The sequence below is a fragment of the Streptomyces sp. NPDC006012 genome, assembly GCF_042871185.1.
Lineage (GTDB): Bacteria > Actinomycetota > Actinomycetes > Streptomycetales > Streptomycetaceae > Streptomyces.
The window spans coordinates 88,875-108,771 of record NZ_JBIAIE010000013.1 but is presented as its reverse complement, the minus strand read 5'-3'; the positions used below and the strand labels follow the sequence as shown (position 1 = coordinate 108,771).

The window sequence follows — 19,897 nt, the reverse complement described above, 5'->3', positions numbered from 1 at the left end:
CTTGTGTCGAATTTGCAAGACTTACGGGGGTTTTGCCAATGGACTCTGTCGAGTTATCAGCCACGACCGAACGCGATCATCAGCCTGATTGGCCCGTGATATCCGAAGTGCGCCGGGCTCGCGACGCACTGGCCAGGGCGGCGCCTCTGGTGGCGGCCTCCGATATCCGCCGATTAAGAGCGCGGTTGTCGGAACCGGCATTCCTGCTGCAGGCCGGCGACTGCGCCGAAACATTTCTGGACAACACGCGACGCTCGGTGGCGAACCGAGTGTCGCTGCTGCGTGCCATGGCCGAGGCGATCGAGGCGCGGTCCGGCCGCCCGGTGGTGACCGTCGGGCGGATCGCCGGCCAGTACGCGAAGCCGCGTTCGGCCCCGACGGAGCGTCGGTCCGGGCTGACCCTGCCCTCCTATTTCGGCGATGCGGTGAACGCCGCAGACTTCACGGCGACCCACCGGACTCCCGATCCCTGGAACCTGGTCCGCGCCTACGAACAGTCCAGCAAGACCCTCTCCTACCTGGAGAGATCGGGTGTGTTCAGCTCGCACGAGGCGCTGCTGCTCGACTACGAGCAGCCGCAGACCCGCCGTAGCGCGGACGAGGGCCGGCTCTACGACCACTCCGCCCATCTGCTCTGGATCGGCGAGCGTACGCGGTCACTGACCGGCCCCCATATCGACTTCGCGGCCGACATAGCGAATCCGATCGCGGTGAAGATCGGTCCCGGCGCCACCCCGACGGTCCTGATGGGCCTGCACGCCGTGCTCAATCCGGACAACATTCCGGGCCGGCTGGCCTTCATTTTCCGGATGGGCCGCCACCGCGCCTACGACCTCGTCTACGCCATGTTGAGCCGAATCGTGGCGGAGGGCTGGGTGGACCGGGTGGTGTGCGACCCGATGCACGGCAACACGGTCGTCAGCCCGGCAGGGGTGAAGACACGGGTGGTCACCGCGATAGAAGAAGAAGTACGCGCATTCTTCAGCGCCTGTAACGACACGGGGGTCGATCCGGGTGGTATCCACCTGGAGGCGAGCGGCGACGACGTCAGCGAATGCGTCGCCACGCGCGTGGACGACACGTACCTCGCCGCGAACTATCGCACCGCCTGTGACCCCCGGCTGAATCCGGAACAGGCTTCCTACCTTGCGCAACTCGTGGGTGAACTGCTCGCACCACACCGGGACTTCGGTCCGCGGATGGAAATGGCGATGTCGACCCGCTAGTTCCGCAATGTCAGATCCCGCGCATCGCGGGATTCATCGAGATCGGCAGGGATAAAAGAGGTTCCCCCGTGTCCGTAGAAGTTCGATCAAACCGGTCGGTAGTGCTCGCCATGGCCTGCGCAGGGCAGTTCATGGTGCTGCTCGACAGCACCATCGTGGGCGTGGCACTCCCCGACATGCAGCACCGACTGCACACCAACCTGTCCGGTCTGCAATGGATCGTCGACGCCTATGTCCTGCTGGTCGCCATGCTGTTGCTGACCGGCGGTGTCTTCGCCGACCGCTTCGGCCGCAAGCGCGTGTACCTCTCCGGCGTGGTGGTGTTCACCCTCGCATCCGTGCTGTGTGCCTTCGCACCCTCGCTCGGCTGGCTGGTCACCGGACGGGTGCTCCAGGGCATCGGCGCCGCGGCGCTCAGTCCCGGCTCGCTGGCGCTGCTCGCCGCCGCCTATCCCGTTCCGCAGGAACGGGTCAAGGCGATCGGTCTGTGGGCCGGCATCAGCGGCATCGGCCTGGCGGCGGGACCGCTGGCCGGCGGCATCCTGGTGAACGCCTTCGACTGGCGGGCCATCTTCCTGGTCAACGTGCCCATCGGCGCGGCCCTGCTGCTGGCCGCTCTGCCCACCCTGAGCGAGTCCCGCAACCCCCACGCGCCGGCCATCGACATCCCGGGAACGATCCTGTCTATCCTGGGCGTCGGGGCGCTCACCTACGGGCTGATCGAGGGCGGTGCCCAGGGCTGGACCTCCGGGACCATCCTGGCCGCCTTCGCCGCCGCGGTCGTGATCATCATCGCGTTCATCGTGGTGGAAGGGCGCAGTGCGACGCCCATGATGCCGCTGCGGCTGTTCAGGAACCCGTTGTTCACGGTGTCCAACGCCGCCATGGTCATGGTCGGTTTCGCGCTCATGGGCTCGGTGTTCTTCTTCTCGCAGTTCTTCGTCACGGTGCAGGGCGCCTCGATCCTGGACTCCGGCCTTCAGACGCTGCCCATCTCGCTGGGCATGGCGATCGTCAGCCCGTACGCGGGCCGGCTGGCCGCGAGGTACGGCTTCCGGATCGTGGTCACCACCGGCATGGCACTGGCCGGGGTGGGGCTGCTGACGCTGGGCTTCGTGCACGCGGACACCGGCTACGGGAACGTGTGGTGGCGACTGGCGATCACCGGCGCCGGTTTCGCCCTGTCCATGTCGCCGCTGACCGGTGCCGCCATCCAGTCGGTCAGCCCGCAGGAAGGCGGTCTCGCGTCGGGCATCAGCAGCACCGCCCGACAGATCGGCGCGGTGCTCGGCGTGGCGGTGCTCGGTGCCATCGTCACCACCCGGGAATCCGGTGGCGCGTCCTTCGAGGCCGGCCTCAACAGCGCCTTCCTCACCGCCGGGGCCGCCTGCCTGCTCACCGCCGTCTTCACCGGCCTGTGGCTGGTGAAGTCCAAGCCCGCGGGCGCTCCGGTCCCGGAGCCCCAACGGCAGCCGCAGACGACCGACTGACCTCGGTCGCCCTACCGTTCTGATCTGACACTCTCGGCTCCGCGTCCACCGGACGGAGCGGCGGACCTTTTCACCGAAGGCCGCCGCTCCGGGGCCGCCGTCCTGAAGGTCCAGCGACCGACGGCGGGCGCGGAGCCCCTGTCCGAGGAGGGGGATGTCCACTCACGGTCAAGGGGCCACCACAGGCCCTGATATCGCACTGGTGTTCTTATTACTTCGAACCGACTACAGGAGGGCGACGGCCTGGGAATCGTGTTGACCGTCAGAGGGCCAGGTGCTGCGACCTCTCACTGACGGCCGAAGCCACGCATCGGCCGCACGCTCCCTGACAATCTCCGAGAAAGGCGTCACAGGTCCCATGAGCAATACCAAGGCGAAGCCGAACCATCAGAGCTGTCCGTTCGCCGCGGTGCGGGAACCGGAAACCGGGTTCACCGAGAAGGGAACGCACTGCAACGACGGTCCCGGGCGGTGCTGGTCGTGATACAGGGCTCCGCCGTCGGCGGCATACTGGACATGGCCGCACGGCTTCGACCTCAGCACACAGACCATGACATGGACGACGAACTGGTCGTCCGCGTCTACGAGTTCACTCTGGCGAACGAGCCCGCCACACTGCCCCAGGTGGCGACCGCACTGCACATACCGGCGGCCGACGTGAAGCAGGCGGTCGACCTGCTGTGCGAGCTGCGGCTGCTGCGGTACTCCGAGACGTTCGACAGCTTCCGGGCCATGTGCCCCGAAGCCGCGCAGAACGAACTGGTCATTCCGCTGCAACAGGCGGTCAACGACAAGCGGCGGGAACTGGCCGGCATCCACCATCGGCTGCACACCCTGTCGGGCATCTTCAACCAGCTGCGCCGATCACGGCAGTCGAACGACAGGGTCGTCTCCCTGCTCGACCCGCAGCAGGCGTCGCTCCATCTGGCCGACTCCCTCCAGCACTGCACCACCGAGGTGTTGGTCATGCAGGTGTTCGACGGCGGACCGCGGCAGAGCTTTCCGCCGCCCGAGCTGGCGAAGGCGTCGAACGGCGTGCCGACCCGGCTGGTCTGCCCGCACTCGGCGCGGGCGAGGGCGACCACCAGGACCCGGCTGCGGCAGATGACCGACTCGGGTGTCAGGGTCCGCACGACCAACGACATCTTCGACGATCTCGTCCTGGTCGACAGAGAAGTGGCCTTCGTGGCCCACCAGGCACTCGACGAGGCCGTCCCCAGTGTCATCGCCGTCTACGAGCCGATGATCATCTCCTTGCTGCACCGGCTGTTCGAGTTCGCCTGGCAGGCCGGGACGGACTTCGAGGCCGACGCGGTGTCGTACGGGGAGACGCTGACCGATCTCAACGCAGGCATCATCAACCTGATGGCACAGGGACTGAAGGACGAGGTCGTCGCCCGTCGCATCGGCATCGGCTCCAGGACGTTCCGTCGCCACGTCTCCAACATCATGGACAACCTGGGAGCCTCCAGCCGGTTCCAGGCGGGCGTCGTAGCGGCCCGGTCGGGCCTGGTCGACGCAACCGACCGGGAGCCAGGCGCGAACGCAAGGCGGAACAGCGCCCACTGAGCGGAGGACAGTGGGACAGCTCCGGGCCCTTCCCGGCACCACGGCCCGCCCCGGAACCAGGGCGGGGGAGGCCCGGAGCACGCCTTGCCCGGCTCCCGGGAGCGGCACGAACGTCACGGCGGGCGGCCTGCCGCGCGGCCAGCGAGTCGGCGGCCACGTTCAGCCACGCCCTGCACGTCGCGCTGTACGGATCGGGCACGGTGTGTGCGCTGCCGTCGCCGTCGCCGTCGGTCCTCGGGAGCGGAACACCGCGGATGGGCGACTAGTCACTCAACGTGTCGGCCCGGCTGCGCTCTGGTTGCCCGCCGTCGGCATGGCCACCATCAAGACCCACGGGCCCGCGGGGGCACCGCAGGGAAGCGGCGCATTCCAAGACCGTCGTCGCTCTTTGTGCAGTGGCCGTTGCGTTCTGTGTGTCAAGCGTCCCGGTCTTCGAAGCCCCGGAGGGCGCGGCGTCGTCTGGATTTTCGGCCGACTCGGAAACGGGGGATCCTGGTGGGACGCCGATCCCGGATTCGGCGAACAATACGCGGGCCGGAGCGCATCTCACGCTCCGTGGAGCCCGCCCCATGCCGATACGGCCCACACCGCGACGGGGTACCGTCGCGTCTTCTGAAAGGAGGCCGGGCGATGAATCTCCCGTCGTACCGTGACCGCAGCAGCGCGGCGGCAGCGCCGCGGCTGCCCCGGCGGGCCAGGCGCGCACGCAGACTGAGTACCACTGCCGCCGTGGCGGTGGTGCTCCTGGCAGGCTGCGGCGCGGGCACCCCAAAGGCGGCCACGCAGTCCAGCGGCCCCGGCGCACCCCAGTCCCCGCCCGCCACGCCCGCTGCCTCTCCTTCGTCTTCGCCCCGTGCCGCTTCCCCTGCGTCCAGCGCCGCCACTGCTTCGTCCCGCGCTCCGGACCGCACCGCGACCGCGACCGCGACCGCCACCGCCGCCGCCAGGTGCACCAACAGCACCAAGCTGGCCGGGTGGTCGAACCGCCGGCTGGCCATGCTGACCATCGCCGTCCCGGCGTCGGAGACCTCGGTGTCCGACGTCACCTCCGAGGTGAGCGCCGGTGCGGGCGGTGTGCTGCTGTTCGGCAGCAAGGCACCGTCCGACCTCGGCTCCCGGCTGAAGGCCCTGAAGTCGCATGTTCCCGGCAACCGCGGCCTGTTGGTGATGACCGACGAGGAGGGCGGCGGCATCCAGCGCATGGCGAACCTCGTCGGATCCCTGCCCTGGCCCGCGTACATGGGCAAGCACTGGACCCCGGCCCAGATCCAGCAGAACGTCAAGAAGGTCGCCACCAAGATGGCGGCTTCGCAGGTGAACATGGACCTCGCGCCGGTGGTCGACGTCGACGGCAGGAACGTGGCTCCGAGCCGGACCAACCCCGACGGCTGGCGGTCCTTCAGCGGCAACACCTCGGTGGTCTCCAAAGCCGGCGTCGCGTACATGAACGGGTTGCGCGACGGCGGCGTGATACCCGTCGTCAAGCACTTCCCGGGCATCGGCGGCTCCAGCTACAACTCGGACTTCGGCCCCGCCCACACCCTGCCCTGGTCCACCCTGCAGAAGGTGGGCATCCCGCCGTTCACGGCGGCCATCAAGGCCGGCGCCCCGGCCATCATGGTCTCCAACAACGTCGTGCCGGGCCTGGCCACCAATCCGGCGAGCCTGTCACCCACCGTCATCACCTCCGAGCTGCGTGGCAAGCTCGGCTTCAAGGGGCTGGTGGTCACCGACTCGCTCAGCGCCAAGGCGATCTCCGCCGCCGGCTTCAGCCTCCCCGGCGCCGCCGTGCAGGCCCTGCGCTCGGGTGCCGACATGGTCATGTTCGACCTGGGGGGCAACGTCAGCTCCCGGACGTCCTCGATCGCTTCGGCGATCACCCAGGCGGTGGCCGACGGACACCTCGCCCGTAGCCGCCTCATCGACGCGGCGCAGCACGTCCTGGCCGTCCGGCAGGTGAATCTCTGCTCCTGAAATCCCTGCTCCTGAGCACGACACCGGCCGCGGGCCCGGCACCGTCCGGGTCCGCCGTGGTGCGCGGCCTCCCTCGTGTGCCACCCCGTGCAGTCCACGGCGTACGACCTGGTAATACGTTGGCCATGCCCTCTTCCCCGCCACCGACCGCCGCATCACGCACGACTGCCGCCTCACCCATGGCTGCCGGCTCACCCGCGACCACCGCCGCACCCAGGACCGCCGTACCCGTCCCCGCCGCGAACAGAGCCACCCCGGGTACGGCGATGGCGGCCCTCGGCGGGGGCCGCGGGCGATGAGTTCGCCTTCCGTCTCTCTGCGGAGTCTCATACCGGGCGTCTTCCTGCCCACGCTCGTCTTCGAGATCGGCGTGGGCGCACTCGCGCCGGTGCTCGCGCTCAACGCCAGGGCGCTCGGCGCCTCGGTGGGCACCGCCGGCCTGGTGCTGGCACTGCTCGGTGTGGGCCAGATCCTCGCCGACGTCCCGGCCGGGGCTCTGGCGGCGCGGGTCGGCGACCGGAAGGCCATGCTCATCGCCACCGGGGTCGCCGCGGTGACACTGGCCGCGGGCGCCCTGTCCACCAGCGTCTGGCAGGTCGCGCTCGCGGCGACGGCCACCGGCGCGACCAACGCGGTGTTCAACCTCGCCCGGCAGTCCTACCTCACCGAGGTCATACCCGTCGAACTGCGGGCGAGGGCGCTCTCCACGCTCGGCGGCATGGTGCGCGTCGGTGCGTTCATCGGCCCGTTCATCGGTGCGGCCGTGCTGGTGGCCCGCCCGGTCCGTGATGTGTACTGGCTGGCTCTGCTGTGCACGGCCGTGACCGCCGTGGTCCTGCTGATCGTGCCCGACGTCGCCGAACCGCCGCCGTCGGGCGGGGCGGGCGCTGCCCCGCTCCCGGTGCGCGCGGTGGTACGCGCTCACCACAAGGTCTTCCTGACCCTCGGCGTCGCCGTCGTACTGGTGGGGTCCGTCCGGGCCACCCGGCAGACCGTGCTGCCGCTGTGGGCGGAACACCTGGGCCAGAGCGCGTCGTCCACGAGCGTCATCTTCGGGATAGCCGGACTGGTCGACACCCTGACCTTCTACCCGTCGGGAAAAATCATGGACCGGGCCGGACGACTGTGGATCGCCGTGCCCTCGATGCTCGTCCTGGGGCTGACCCAGGCGTCCCTGCCGCTCACCCACGGTCTCGTCTCGCTGACCGTGGTGGCGATGCTCATGGGTTTCGGCAACGGCTTCGGCAGCGGCATCCTGATGACCCTGGGCGCGGACGTGGCGCCGCCCCGAAGCCGCTCCCAGTTCCTCGGCATCTGGCGGCTGTGCGCCGACTCCGGAAGCGCGGGCGGCCCCCTGATCGTGTCGGCCGCGGCATCTCTGGGCAGTCTCGCGGCCGGCATCGCCACGATGGGAGGCGTGGGGGTTCTCGCCGCCGCGGCTCTGCTGCGCTGGGTACCCCGCTATTCCCCCTTCGCGACGACCGGCACCCGCAAGGCACGCACCGCGGCCAAGGAAGCGGCCACCGTGTCCGAAGGGGCCGAGAGCTGACCGGCGGGACGTCTCTCCCGCTGACCGGTTTTTTGCAGGTCACCGCGTGGGACGTCCCGGGACGTCCCCATCACTATGCCGACCCCATCGGCGCCGCCAACGCCGCACGCTGGTCAGGGGGGACACACACCCCTGAAGATCAGCGTGGCGAGAGCCGACGTCGCCTGCAAGGTGCAGACCCGTCTGATCGAGATCGAGTCCTCGGTCCAGTCGGCGTACCAGCGACGGGCGATCGCTGAGTCGGGCCCCGCGTTCGCAGCGGCGAGCGGGCGGTTGCCGAGGACGCGACACGCCTCCGCACGCTGATGCGGCAGTATGCGAGCTGACCGCTGCTCGTTCGTACGGCGGGGCACCGCACCGGGCGGGGCCGGTGCCTGTGCGCGGAGTCCGGCATCGACTGCGATCTGCGCGACGCCCTGTTCGTCGCCTCCCACCAGGCTTACATCTACTACTACATCGACCTGCGCCACGGCGGAGTCCATGTACTCATGGAGGACTCCGCCGGTCCGGTCCGGGTGGCGGAATCCTTCAGCGCGTTCCTGTACGACTTCGTGCAGTCCGCCTGGCCCTCAACCGACTCGGCCTCCACGATGTGGCGGCTCGCCTCTCGTACGTCCGTGACCCCGCGGCAGGCAAGTGCGATTCCGCGCGTCACCCGAGCGTCGTGCGCCGCAGGCCGGTCTCCAGTACCCGGCAGACGGGGACCCTGTCCGGCTCGGGCCAGGCATACCGTGCACACGGGTGGTCGGTGCGGGGGCAGAGCAGGACGGGCTCGTAGGGGCGGTCGGTCGTGAGGCCCGCCGGTGTCAGCATCGAGACGTCGCGGGTGCGGCCGAAGACGCCGAGGGCGTCCTGGGCCGCGCGCAGTGCGCGATGCACGCTTTCGAGCGGAGCGGCCGGGTCCGCACCGGTGCGCAGCGCGTCCAGGAGCGCGTCGAGCCGGGGCGGGCCGTCGGCCGGTCCGCGTTCCAGGGCCGCGCGGACCTGGTCGACGTTCTCGCAGACGTACGCGATCCCGTCGGCGATCTGCTCCGGTGTACGAGTCCGGTCTGATCCCATGAGTCTTCCCCTGGACGCTCGTTGATCTCCTGGGCCGCTGGCGCAGGGACTCGCCATCGTACGATGGGGGACCGCTGCGACAAGGGGGACCGGATGCGTCGCGACGAATGCCTGGCGTCCTTGGGCGAGGTCCTGCGACGGATCAGCGACTCGGGTGACCCGTCGCCCGCCCTCCTGCCGGCCGTCGACGCCCTGGCAGCCGAACTGGCAGGACTCATCGACGAGTCGGAGCACTGGGATCTCGAAGCCAGGTATCTGCTCGGCTGGCTGAAGTGGTACCAGTTCGAAGCCCTGCCGCAGGATCAGGGCCGGGCGGCGGCCGTGGCGGCTCTCGACCTGCTGACCCCGGGCGCGATCACCATCGGCCTGCGGGAGTTCCCCGGACCGCTGCTGCCCGCGCTGGCGGACCGGGTCGTGGCGAGGTCGGCCGCCCTGCTCCAGCACGCCGCGGCCGGCCCGGACGTGGGCATGCTCTCCGATGTCGTCGATCACTGGATCCATCTGGTGAACGCCACCCCGCAGGGACATCCCGACCGCCCGCAGCGCCTGACGGTCCTCTGCGGCGGGCTGCAGACCCGCTTCGCACGGACCGGGAACCCGGAGGACCTCAAGGACGCGCTGGCCGCGGGGAGGCAAGCGGTGCGGACCGCCTCCGGCCACCGCGATCTGGGGATGTACCTGTCGAATCTCAGCGCCGTGCTCAAGGCCAGATACGAGCACCTGCACGTCCGGGCCGACCTGGACGAGGCCGTGGCCGTCGCGCGGCAGGCCGTGGCCGCGGCCGAAGGCCATCCGGGCCGGGGCGCGGCCCTGACGAACCTCGGCGCGATGCTGCAGAGCCGTTTCGACCTCACCGGTGCGGTGGCGGACCTGGACGAGGCGACGGCGGCGACCCGGCGGGCCATCGACACGATGTCCCTGGACAGCCCCGACCGGTCGGCCGGCCTCAACAACCTCTGCACCGCACTGCTCAGCCGGTTCCAGCGCACCCACGCGCCCGCGGACCTGGACGAAGCCGTGCGGGCCGGCCGCCGGTCGGTGGAAGCCGGCGCGGGCCACCCCGACCGGGGACGGTACCTGGCGAGTCTGGGCGACGCGCTCCAGAGGCGGTACGAGCAGAGCGGGGCGGCGGCGGATCTGGACGAGGCCGTGGCCCGGCTGGAGCAGGCCGTCGCCGCCTCCGCTGCCTACCAGGACGTACTGGGTGCGCGCCACGCCGACCTCGGCAAGGCCCTGCAGCTCCGTTTCGAACGGACCGGCACCGTCGCGGACCTGGACCGGGCGGTGGCCGTGCTGCGCCAGGCAGTCGCCGCGACACCACCGCAGCGCCGCGACCGTGCGGCACGCCTGCTGGACCTCAGCATGGCGGTGCGCGTCCGCTTCCTGCACACCCAGGAGGCGGCGGCGGGCGACGAATCGGTGGCCCTGGCCCGTCAGGCCGTCGCGGCGGTCGGCGACACCGAACCCGACCGCCTGGCACTCATGCTCATCAACCTCGGCTCCGCGCTGCTGGCCCGCCACGAGCGGACCGGCTCGGCGGCGGATCTGGACGAGGCCGTCGCGTTCTGCCGCCGCGCCGTCCAGGCCGCGGACGGCAGCGACACCCTGGGCTCGCTCCACCTGACCGTCCTCGACGAGGCGCTGTGGACCCGGTTCTCGCTGTCCGGTACGTCCGGCGACCTCGACGAGACGGTGGCCACCAGACGGGCCGTCACCGAGGGGACGCCTGACGGCCATGCCGAGCGGAGCATGCGGATGCGGGACCTCGCCTCCGCGCTGCTCGTCCGGTTCATGCGCCAGGGGCGGCCGGCGGACCTGGACGGCGCCATCACCGCCGACCGGGCCGCCGTGGAAGCCGCGACGGACGGCCACGAGCGCACGGCCGGTCTGGTGAGCCTCTCCGGCGCGCTGTACACCCGCTTCCTGCGCAGCGGTGCGAGCCGGGACGGGGAGGAGGCAATGACCTTGGGCCGCCTGGCCGTCGAGGGGCAGGACGGCACCGGGGCGGAAGGGCCGTCGGCGCTGCAGAATCTGTCGAGGATGCTGATGACCCGTTCGCGGCAGACCGGATCGGTGCAGGACCTGGACGAGTCGATCAGCCTTGCCCGCCGCGCCGCCGAGGCGCCCACGGGTCCGCACGGACCGGGCGGCCAGGGCAGGAACTTCCTCGTCCTCGGCCCGCGCCCCGGCCCAGACGGTCAGCCGGACCTGCGGACCGCCGGCAACGACGACCTGCCGCAGCACCTCGCCAGTTTCCTCATCGAGCGGTTCGAACGGACCGGTTCGACGGCCGACGCGGACGAAGCCATCCGGGTGCTGCGCCGGCATCTGAAGACCTCCGCCGTCGACCCCGCGGAGCGGGTGAGATGCCTGATGTCCCTGACCGTTGCGCTGCGGCTGCGCTCCGGACGCTCCGGAGAACGCGCGGACCTCGATCAGGCGGTCGAGATCGCGCGTGCCGCCCTCGACACGGCCCCGGCCGACAACCCGGAGCACGGCGGGTGCCTCGGGTCGCTGAGCAACGCCCTGCACATGCGGTTCATCCGGTACCGGGACGCGGCGGACCTGGACGAGGCGGTCGGGTTCGCCCGTCGCTCCGTCGAATTCCTCACGTCGGACCGACCCGACAGCGCGCAGAGCCTCATGAACCTCTGCGACGTGCTTCAGTCCCGTTTCCAGTACCTCGGGGACTGGCAGGCGATGGACGAGGCGGTGGACTGGGGACGCAGGGCCCTCGAAGCCATCGGCCCCGGAAACCGCAGCCGCCCGAAGGCGCTGCTGCTGGTGGGCACGGCGCTGCACAGGCGGGCCCGGCGTACGAGGAAGGCCGCCGACGGCAACGAGGCGCTGCGAGTCCTCGGTGAGCTGGTCCGCTCCGAGTCGGCCCCGCCGGGACTCCGTATCGAGGCCGCGCGTCTCGCCGGCGGGCCGGCGGTCGCCTCGGACGTGGCCCGGGCGGCCGACCTGCTGGAGACCGCGGTTCGCCTGCTGCCCGAACTCGCCTCGTACCGCCTGCACCGCTACGACCAGGAACATGCCATCGGGTCCGCCGCCGATCTGGCGGACACCGCCGCCGCCTTGGCGCTGGCCGACCCGTCGCGCCCGCTGCCGCAGCGGGCCCGGCGCGCCCTGTCCCTGCTGGAGGCGGGGCGCGCGGTCCTGTTGAGCCAGACCCTGGACACCCGCGGTGACCTGGCCGAACTCCGCCGTGTCCACCCGGTCCTGGCGACCCGCTTCGCCCAACTGCGCGACCAGGTGGACCGGGACGCCGACCCGCTGCGCGCCGCGAACACCGCGGTCGAACCCCTCGCCGCGCGCGCCGACCCGGCCGCGCGGATGACCGAACTGCTCCAGCACATCCGCACCTTGGACGGGTTCACCGCCTTCGCCCTGCCGCCCTCCCTCGACGAACTGCGCTCCGAAGCCCGGCAGGGCCCGATCGTCAGCTTCAACGTCCACGACGTGCACAGCCACGCCCTGCTGCTCACCGCGGACGACGTCAGCGTGCTGCCGCTGCCCGCCCTGACCCCGCTCACGGTCATCGACAAGGCCAACACCTTCCATCTGGCACTGCGCGACGCCACCGATCCCTCCGCCGACCGCATCGCGGCGCAGCGAACGCTCACCGAGGTGCTGGCCTGGCTCTGGGACAACGCCGCCGGACCGGTCCTCGACGCGCTCGGCCACCGCGCGGCCCCGCCCGAGGGGACCGCCTGGCCACGGGTGTGGTGGGCGCCGAGCGGGCGCCTGGGCCTGCTACCGCTGCACGCCGCCGGACACCACGACGACCCCGGTGCCGCCCGCACCGTCATGGACCGCGTCGTGTCCTCCTACACACCCACCGTCAGAGCGCTGCGGCACGCGCGGCAACGCCAGAACGCCGCCGGTCCGCACCGTTCGCTCGTCGTCGCGATGCCCACCACCCCGGGCCTGCCGCAGCACGGGCGGCTCCAGCACGTGGCGGCCGAGGCCGAGTCGGTCGCCGGGCTGCTGCCGGACCCCCTCAGCCTGATCGAACCGGACCCGGGTACGGCCACCGGCCCGGACGACCCGGCGCTGCCCACCCACGACCGGGTCCGGGCGGAACTTCCCGGACGGCCCATCGTGCACTTCGCCTGCCACGGCGAGTACGCCCTCGACGACCCGTCGGCCAGCCGGCTCCTGCTGCACGACCACGCCCGCGCTCCGCTGACCGTCGGCGACCTTGCCGCCGTCGACCTCGAAGGCGCCCAACTCGCCTACCTGTCGGCCTGCCACACCGCCCTGAACGTCGCCGACCACCTCATGGACGAGTCGATGCACCTGGCGGGCGCCTTCCAGCTCGCGGGCTTCCCCCGGGTGGTCGGTACCTTGTGGATGGTGGACGACGAGGTCGCCGTCGAGATCGCCGAGGATTTCTACTCCGCGCTGCGCGACCCGCGGACCGGGACGCTCGACCTCGCTCGCGCCGCCCACGCCCTGCACCGCGCCACCCGCGGGCAACGCGACCGGTACCCCGGCACACCGTCCCTGTGGGCCGCCCACCTGTACACCGGCGGGTAAGGCGGATCAGTCCGTTCCGAGGACGATGCGCCTCAGCGAAGGGAGGTACCGTACGGCCGGATCGTCGCCGTACGACAGCGGGCCGGGCTGGAGCACCCGCGCACCGAAGCCCGCCGAGTCCGGCCGTGGTCCGTGCACTCCATAGGGGGTGCCGTCGCCGTTGACGTCGGGGGACGTGGCGTACACCGGACCGGCCACCCGCAGCCCGTCGGCCGTGTCCGTTCCCGCGGACACACTGCCCAGAAAGACCATCGCGTCGACGTCCATGGGTTCGTCCCGGGCCGCCAACCCCGCCACCAGGCCGCCGTAACCGTGCCCGACGACCGTGATCCGCGCCCGGTTCCCGGGGGCCTGGAACCGCGACGTCAGGCGAAGTCCTGCGACGAACCCGGCCAGCCGGGCCGCGGCGCCTTCGGCCGGAGCCCGATCGCGGGCCTCGTCGGGCAGGCGGGGTGCCAGATAGTCGGCCCAGGTGATGACCGAAATGGTGTCGTCGTCCGGTGCCGCCGCGATCTGCCGGTAGAAGGACTCCGCGCGGAGCAGGATCGAGTCCGGCGCCGTCGTGCCGATACCGGGGACGAGGACGACGACACAGCGCGCCTGGTCCGGATCGTTGCGTGCGACGATCATCCGTCCGTCGGGGGAGAACCCGAGAAGAAGGATCCGGTCCTGGCCGGCTGACTCGTCCGCTGCTTCTGGGTGTTCCGCCCTTGCCATGCTCCCGGAGTCTGCCGAAGGTCCGCCGGAAACACAAGGCGGTCCGCCGGAGCGGGTCATGGCTCCCGGGGGCCGGCAACCCTCCCTGACTGGTGGGGAGTTCGGGCGGACCTGGCCGGCGGGTCGGTGTGCAGGTGCCGGGCCAGCTCCGCTCCGAATTCCTTGGTCAGGGGCCCGCTGCGGTCGATCCCGAGCCGGTCGGCGAGGTCGGTGCCGTGCAGGCGGATGGCGGCCTCCAGGAGCGTGGCGTAGGTCCCGGTCGCCGCGCGGGTCCGCGCCCGGCTGCTGACGGCGAGGACCGCGCTGATCAGCGCGGCGGGCCACCACATCACGGTGACGGGCAGATAGAGCAGCGACCACGCGGCCAGGGCGGTGGCCCGGGTGAGGGCCTCACGGGCGGCGGTGATCTCCGCACGGGGCGCGTCGGGCAGGACCAGCCACAGATGGGGCCAGACGGCGGCGAGGTCGAGGCGGTACTGCCGGTCCAGGCGGACGGCGACCGCCTGGATGCGGTCGCCGCACCAGGTGGGCCGGTCCGGACGTTCGGCGGAGACGGAGACCAGGGTGCGATGGGCGGTATGGCGTTCCGCCGGATCGGTCCACCGGCCCAGGGCCAGGGCGCGGGCCGCTTCCTCGCGCTGTCGGTCGTAGTGTCGCGCCGCCGCCTCCCAGCGGTCCTGTCTGCGCTCGACCCGCCACTTTGCCAGGCGGCGCAGGGGGAAGGGCCAGGCACGCCAGTCGGCGGCGAGCCACAGCCGTTCCACCAGGGTTCCGAGGGCCTGGGCGGCGAGCCCCGCGGCGGCGGCGCCCGCCAGCCCGGCGGCCAGCAGGACGGCCTGCCCGCCGGCGTTCCCGGCGGCCGGGGCACGGGCCCAGGCCCCGATCCGGCCGGCGAGGCGAGCAGGATCGAACGGGTGCGCATGGCCGAGCGCGTGGGCCGTGGCCAGCACGGCCAGGTAGAGGGCGCCCGGCAGGACCAGCAGGGAGAGCCACCGTTCGGCCAGCTTCCGGCCGAGTTCGGAGAGAAAGCCGCCCATCTCAGCACCGCCCCCCGTGCGACGGCCGGCCGCCGCAGGTGCCCGGGGCGTCGCCCACCGCTCGCGCCTGCCGCCGCGGGGACCCTGCGCCGCCCGGACGACCGCTCACATACGCCGAGTCCTCCCCCCGCCCGGATGCCGCATCGGGCTCATCGGCCATGTGCTTCCTCCAGACGGACGGGCGCCACCCGGTGCGGCGCGAGGCCGACACGAGGCGTGCCCTGGGTCGTTGCGTCCCTGGAACGATAGCGCCGCGGCCGATCGCCGACCGGGTGGTTCTCGTGGCCGGTCAGCACACCGTCGTTCCCGCCGTCCAGGCGCCTGATCGGCGCGAGGCCGCCGTCGAGCGTCGCCGACTCGGCCCGGGAGGCACGACGCCCCGTCCAGCCCGTCACGGACGAGCGGATCGCACCGTTCCACGTGCCTCGGCCGCACTCGCCGCGGCCACCACCGGCCGCCAGCGGTCCAGCCCCGGCACGCGCAGCCCGACGACCTTGCCGGCGTCGTCGGCGCGGCGGAGCGCCACCGCCGCGCCGAAGTCCGGGTCGCTCTCGAAGGCGGCCGCCTCCTCGGGCGCCATGGCCCCGCCCTGGCAGCCGAGGGTGCGGGCGCTCTCCGGCGAGAGCGCGAGGCCCGGGTCGGTCGCCGCGAGATAGCGCCTGGCGGGGATGTGCAGGGCGACCAGGCGGGCCACCCGCTGTCCCAGCAGCCCGGCGACGGCCGCAGCCCCGTGCTTGCCGGGGACCGCCCGTCCCGTGGTCAGCGGGAAAGGGGACACCGGAGTGCTCGGTCACCAGGCGGTCTTGGGCGCGCACATTGTCGTACATGGTGACGTGGGGGAAGCGGCGCGGTCGTACGGCGGGGGAGTGCTGTCGGGGAGCGGGAGAGACCGCTGCCGAGCATGTCGGGCACGACGACGAGGTACCTCGTCGGATCGAGGGCCATGCCCTCACCGATCAGGAAGACCCGCACCGGCCCCCGGCGGTGTGACCAGCAGCACGCCGGGGGCCGGGGGGCGTCACGACGACGGTGCGCCGGTGCCGTCGTCCAGCAGGTCGTCCACCGCGTCGTCCACCCTGATCAGGTGCACGGACGTGCTGGACCAGTCGCCGACCGGCAGGTCGGGTGTGAATCCGTACCCGGTCAGTACGGACCCGTGATGCACGGCGCCGGTGTCCGCGTCCCGGTAACGGGCGCCGAGATCGAGGCCGGCCGGCCTGAGGACGGGGCGCGGCGTGCCGTGCCGAGGGCCCCGCTGCCACACCAGCACGAACACCTCCCGGCGGTCCGGGGTGATGTACTGCACGGCGGTCGGCCCGTCGTCGACGGGACCGCGCAGCCGGTACTGGATGCCGTGCTGCACGATGTGACGGACCTTCTTGTACTGCGCCACCAGTGCCGCGCCTTCGGCGAGTTCCCCGGGTGTCCACCGGGTGAGGTCGCCGCCCACCGCCAGCACCCCCGCCATCGCGACGTGAAAGCGGTAACGCAGCGGCACCGACCGGTGGGTGAGCTGGTTGGGCACGTCCGTCACCCAGGCCGCCATCACCCGGGCCGGGTAGATCTGGCCGAAGCCGTGCTGGATGGAGACCCGGTCCGCCCCGTCGGTGTTGTCGGACGGCCACGCCTGGTCCGTACGGGAGAGGATGCCGAGGTCGACGCGGCCGCCGCCGCCCCCGCACGTCTCGATCCGCAGCCCGGGGTGGTCCGCACGCAGCAGGTCGATGACGCCGTAGAGGTTGTGGACGTACCGGGTCCACAAGAGGTCATGGCCGTCCTCCGAGGCGGGCCAGCCGGCCTCGCTGAAGGCGCGGTTCATGTCCCACTTGAGGAAGTCGATCCCGTTGTCCGCGACCAACCGGGTCAGCCATCCGTACGCCCACTCGGCGACGTCGTCACGCGCGAAGTTGAGCACCAGTTGGTTGCGCAGTTCGGTGCGGGTGCGGTGCGGGAAGTGCAGCACCCAGTCGGGGTGCGCGCGGTAGAGGTCGCTGTCCGGGTTGGTCATCTCGGGCTCCACCCACAGGCCGAACCGCATCCCGAGCCGGTGAACCTCCTCGGAGAGCGGGCGCAGACCATCGGGGAACCGTTCGGCATCCGGTGTCCAGTCGCCGAGTCCGGCGGTGTCGTCGCGGCGGCCCCGGTACCAGCCGTCGTCCACGACATAGAGCTCCACCCCCAGCTCGGCCGCCCGGGCCGCGAGCTCCTTCTGACCGGCCTCGTCGACGTCGAAGCCGGTGGCCTCCCAGGAGTTGAACAGCACGGGGCGTGTCTCGTGCGGGTGCGGCAGCACATGGGCCAGGACGTACGCGTGCCAGGCACGGCTCGCCGCGCCGAAACCGCCGTCGGTGTACAGGGCCGCGGACCGCGGGGTCGCATACTCCTGGCCGGGGCCGAGCGGCATCTCCGTTCCGTCCTGTCCTGCGCCGCCGGTGCAGCACGTACGCCCGTCGGTCGTGCGCTGCACGGTGAGGTGCCAACTTCCGCTCCAGGCCAGGGCCGTGCTCCACACCTCGCCCTGGTCCTCGGTGGCATCGCCCGCGTCCAGCATCAGCCACGGGTTCGCGTGGTGGCTGGTGATACCGCGCCGGCTGGTGAGGACGGTCTCGCCGTGCGGAACCGGCTCCCGGTGCAGCAGGGTCTCCGCCGACCACTGGCCGGTGACATGGCTGAACCGGTAGTCGTCGCGCCGCGGCAGCGTCCAGGCGGCGGAGTCGGCGCGCAGCACGGTGACCGCCTCCTGGCCGGTGTTGCGCAGCACCGTCCACCGCTCGATGACGTCGGTGTCGTCGTGGACCCGGTAATGAAGGGTGACCGCCAGGGGGTAGTGGCGGTCGCGGAACTCCAGGGCGAGTTCGGTCGTGCCGGGCGCCGGTTCGCTGACCGAGTGGCCGAAAGACGCCCATTCGAAGGCCCGGGTGCCGTCGGCGAACCGCACCCGGAGGGACGGCGCTCCGTACCGTGCCCCGCCGTCGACCGGCAACTCCTCGTCGGCCGGGGAGAGGCCCTCGAAGCTGCTGATCTCCCCGGTCGGGGGAGGGATCAGCTCACCTGTCGCCGTGCGCGGCAGCCGAGGTCCCCAGGCGAGGTGGCAGGGCGCTCCCGTGTGATCGATCCGCAGCGCGTACGACGTGCGCACGGTGGAGAGCAGCCAGACACCGGAAGCCGGGTCGAAGGAGATCTCGGACATGGATCCTCACGTTCGGAGAGTGCCACACAGGGAGCAGTGCGCAGCCAACCCTGCCTTTGATCAAGTGTCAACGCCCAGGAAGATTCTGTGTTTTCCAGGGGGACCTCGGGCAAGTCAACGGCTTCGAAAGGACTTGGCTTCTTTTATTGACAGCGAAAAAGAACCAACCTAAGTTTCCGGCCATGCGCTCGACCTCCTCCTCCGAGGCGGTCCCGGCGATGACGCCGGCCGCTTCCCTGGTCTTCACCACCCTGCTCTCGCACGGCCCGTTGACCCGGGCCGAGACGGCGCGGCGGACCGGGCTGTCCGCAGCCGCCATCACCAAGGCGGTTCGTCCGCTGATGGAGCTGGGCTATCTGGTCGAGGGCGCGGACGAAGAGGCGCGGCCCGCCGTGGGACGTCCGGCCAGCCTGGTCTGGGTGGACGCCGGGAGGGCTCTGTTCATCGGGATCAAGGTGACGGGCGACGAGATCATCGCCGTGCTGGCCGACCTGTGCTGCCGTATCCGGATCCCCCGGCACGTACGGCTCACGGACCGCGAGCCGGAGGCGGTGCTGGTGGCCGTCATCGCCCTGGTGCAGGAACTCCTCATGGAGGCCGACGGATTCGGGGTGCCGGTGCGGGGGCTGGGCATCGCGATCTCCGGCGACGTGGACCGCGCGGCCGGTGTGGTCCGCTACTCGCCCTTCCTGGAGTGGCGGGACGTACCGCTCGCCGACATCGTCAGGACCGCGACCGGGCTGCCGGTCACGGTCGACAATGACGTGCGGGCCCTCACGGTCGCCGAGCACTGGTTCGGGGCCGGAGTCGGGCTGTCGGACTTCGCGCTGGTGACCGTCGGCGCCGGCATCGGCTGCGGCCTGGTGGTGCACGGACGGGTCGTGTCGGGCGCACACGGCGTGGCCGGCGAGATCGGGCACCTGTCCCTCGACCCGCTCGGCCCGCTCTGCCACTGCGGCAACCGGGGGTGCGTGGAGGCGATCGCCGCGGACCCCGCACTGCTGCGCGGGGTGCGCGAGGCCACCGACAAGGAGGTGGCGACCGCGGCCGAGGCATTGGACCTGGCCCGCGGCGGAGACCCCGGTGTCCGCGAGGTCTACGCACGGGCCGGCGAGGCGATCGGCAAGGCCATCGGCTCCCTGGTGAACCTCCTCGGCCCCGAGCGGGTGATCATCTCCGGCGAGGGACTGGCCGCCTACGACCTCTTCGCCGACGGCATCAGGGACGCGTTCGCCGCGTCGGCCTTCGGTACCGCTTCGCAGTGCGACGTGATGACCCGCCCCCTGCCCTTCGCCGAGTGGGCGCGCGGGGCCGCGGCCACCGCGATCCAGTCCTTCATCGGATCAGACACGTACGAGGAGTAGCGATGACGCCGCCGAGCCGCAGCCTCGGACCCCCGACCACCTCCGCACCGACCGACCCCCGGCACGCCTCCCGTACCCGCCGCGACCTCACCGCGGTTCCCGCACCGCTGGTGCACCGCACACCGCGACGGAAGTCCGTCAGCGGATTCACCCCCGGCTCGGGCAAGGGCTGAGCCGCCC

The 19,897-nt window shown here is 71.6% G+C and carries 14 protein-coding genes; 8 read left to right on the top strand and 6 right to left on the bottom strand.

The window, feature by feature from the left end; translation table 11 throughout:
- The first annotated feature begins 38 nt into the window (after positions 1-38).
- From ACFYPJ_RS22635 to ACFYPJ_RS22615, 5 genes are all read left to right on the top strand, one after another.
- Positions 39-1,226, top strand: a complete 1,188-nt coding sequence (locus tag ACFYPJ_RS22635; RefSeq protein ID WP_389019964.1) for a 3-deoxy-7-phosphoheptulonate synthase — start codon at positions 39-41, stop codon at positions 1,224-1,226.
- A 110-nt stretch (positions 1,227-1,336) separates the two neighbouring features.
- Entirely contained in the window at positions 1,337-2,716 is a 1,380-nt protein-coding gene (locus ACFYPJ_RS22630; RefSeq protein ID WP_389019960.1) for an MFS transporter, read from the top strand.
- A gap of 555 nt (positions 2,717-3,271) precedes the next feature.
- The gene (locus ACFYPJ_RS22625; protein WP_389019957.1) at positions 3,272-4,285 is read left to right on the top strand and encodes a LuxR C-terminal-related transcriptional regulator; all 1,014 of its coding nucleotides are present in this window, start codon (positions 3,272-3,274) and stop codon (positions 4,283-4,285) included.
- Between the two features lie 630 nt (positions 4,286-4,915).
- Positions 4,916-6,259, top strand: a complete 1,344-nt coding sequence (locus ACFYPJ_RS22620) for a glycoside hydrolase family 3 N-terminal domain-containing protein (protein WP_389019954.1) — start codon at positions 4,916-4,918, stop codon at positions 6,257-6,259.
- A gap of 295 nt (positions 6,260-6,554) precedes the next feature.
- A complete protein-coding gene (locus ACFYPJ_RS22615) occupies positions 6,555-7,808 on the top strand; it encodes an MFS transporter (RefSeq protein ID WP_389019951.1) in 1,254 nt (417 codons plus the stop codon).
- A gap of 113 nt (positions 7,809-7,921) precedes the next feature.
- Here ACFYPJ_RS22615 and ACFYPJ_RS22610 read toward each other — a convergent pair whose 3' ends face one another.
- Both ACFYPJ_RS22610 and ACFYPJ_RS22605 read right to left on the bottom strand, forming a co-directional pair.
- Positions 7,922-8,290: a hypothetical protein gene (locus tag ACFYPJ_RS22610; RefSeq protein ID WP_389019948.1), complete on the bottom strand. Its 369-nt coding sequence runs from the start codon at positions 8,288-8,290 to the stop codon at positions 7,922-7,924.
- Positions 8,291-8,459: 169 nt separating this feature from the next.
- Positions 8,460-8,867: a hypothetical protein gene (locus ACFYPJ_RS22605; protein WP_389019945.1), complete on the bottom strand. Its 408-nt coding sequence runs from the start codon at positions 8,865-8,867 to the stop codon at positions 8,460-8,462.
- A gap of 93 nt (positions 8,868-8,960) precedes the next feature.
- Between ACFYPJ_RS22605 and ACFYPJ_RS22600 the strand changes: the two genes are divergently transcribed.
- Positions 8,961-13,409, top strand: coding sequence for a CHAT domain-containing protein (locus ACFYPJ_RS22600; RefSeq protein ID WP_389019944.1), 4,449 nt, complete (start codon positions 8,961-8,963; stop codon positions 13,407-13,409).
- Between the two features lie 6 nt (positions 13,410-13,415).
- On the opposite strand, the gene ACFYPJ_RS22595 is transcribed toward ACFYPJ_RS22600, so the two are convergent.
- From ACFYPJ_RS22595 to ACFYPJ_RS22580, 4 genes are all read right to left on the bottom strand, one after another.
- Entirely contained in the window at positions 13,416-14,126 is a 711-nt protein-coding gene (locus ACFYPJ_RS22595) for an alpha/beta hydrolase (protein WP_389019941.1), read from the bottom strand.
- A gap of 56 nt (positions 14,127-14,182) precedes the next feature.
- Positions 14,183-15,163, bottom strand: a complete 981-nt coding sequence (locus tag ACFYPJ_RS22590) for a hypothetical protein (RefSeq protein ID WP_389019939.1) — start codon at positions 15,161-15,163, stop codon at positions 14,183-14,185.
- A gap of 391 nt (positions 15,164-15,554) precedes the next feature.
- Positions 15,555-15,941 carry a hypothetical protein gene (locus ACFYPJ_RS22585; RefSeq protein ID WP_389019936.1) on the bottom strand — a complete coding sequence of 129 codons (387 nt, stop codon included), beginning with the start codon at positions 15,939-15,941 and terminating at the stop codon, positions 15,555-15,557.
- Between the two features lie 240 nt (positions 15,942-16,181).
- Entirely contained in the window at positions 16,182-18,353 is a 2,172-nt protein-coding gene (locus ACFYPJ_RS22580) for an alpha-galactosidase (protein WP_389019934.1), read from the bottom strand.
- Positions 18,354-18,535: 182 nt separating this feature from the next.
- On the opposite strand from ACFYPJ_RS22580, the gene ACFYPJ_RS22575 reads away from it, so the two are divergent.
- Positions 18,536-19,717: an ROK family protein gene (locus ACFYPJ_RS22575; RefSeq protein ID WP_389019931.1), complete on the top strand. Its 1,182-nt coding sequence runs from the start codon at positions 18,536-18,538 to the stop codon at positions 19,715-19,717.
- Positions 19,718-19,719: 2 nt separating this feature from the next.
- Positions 19,720-19,890, top strand: coding sequence for a hypothetical protein (locus tag ACFYPJ_RS22570; protein WP_389019929.1), 171 nt, complete (start codon positions 19,720-19,722; stop codon positions 19,888-19,890).
- The last annotated feature ends 7 nt before the right edge of the window (positions 19,891-19,897 follow it).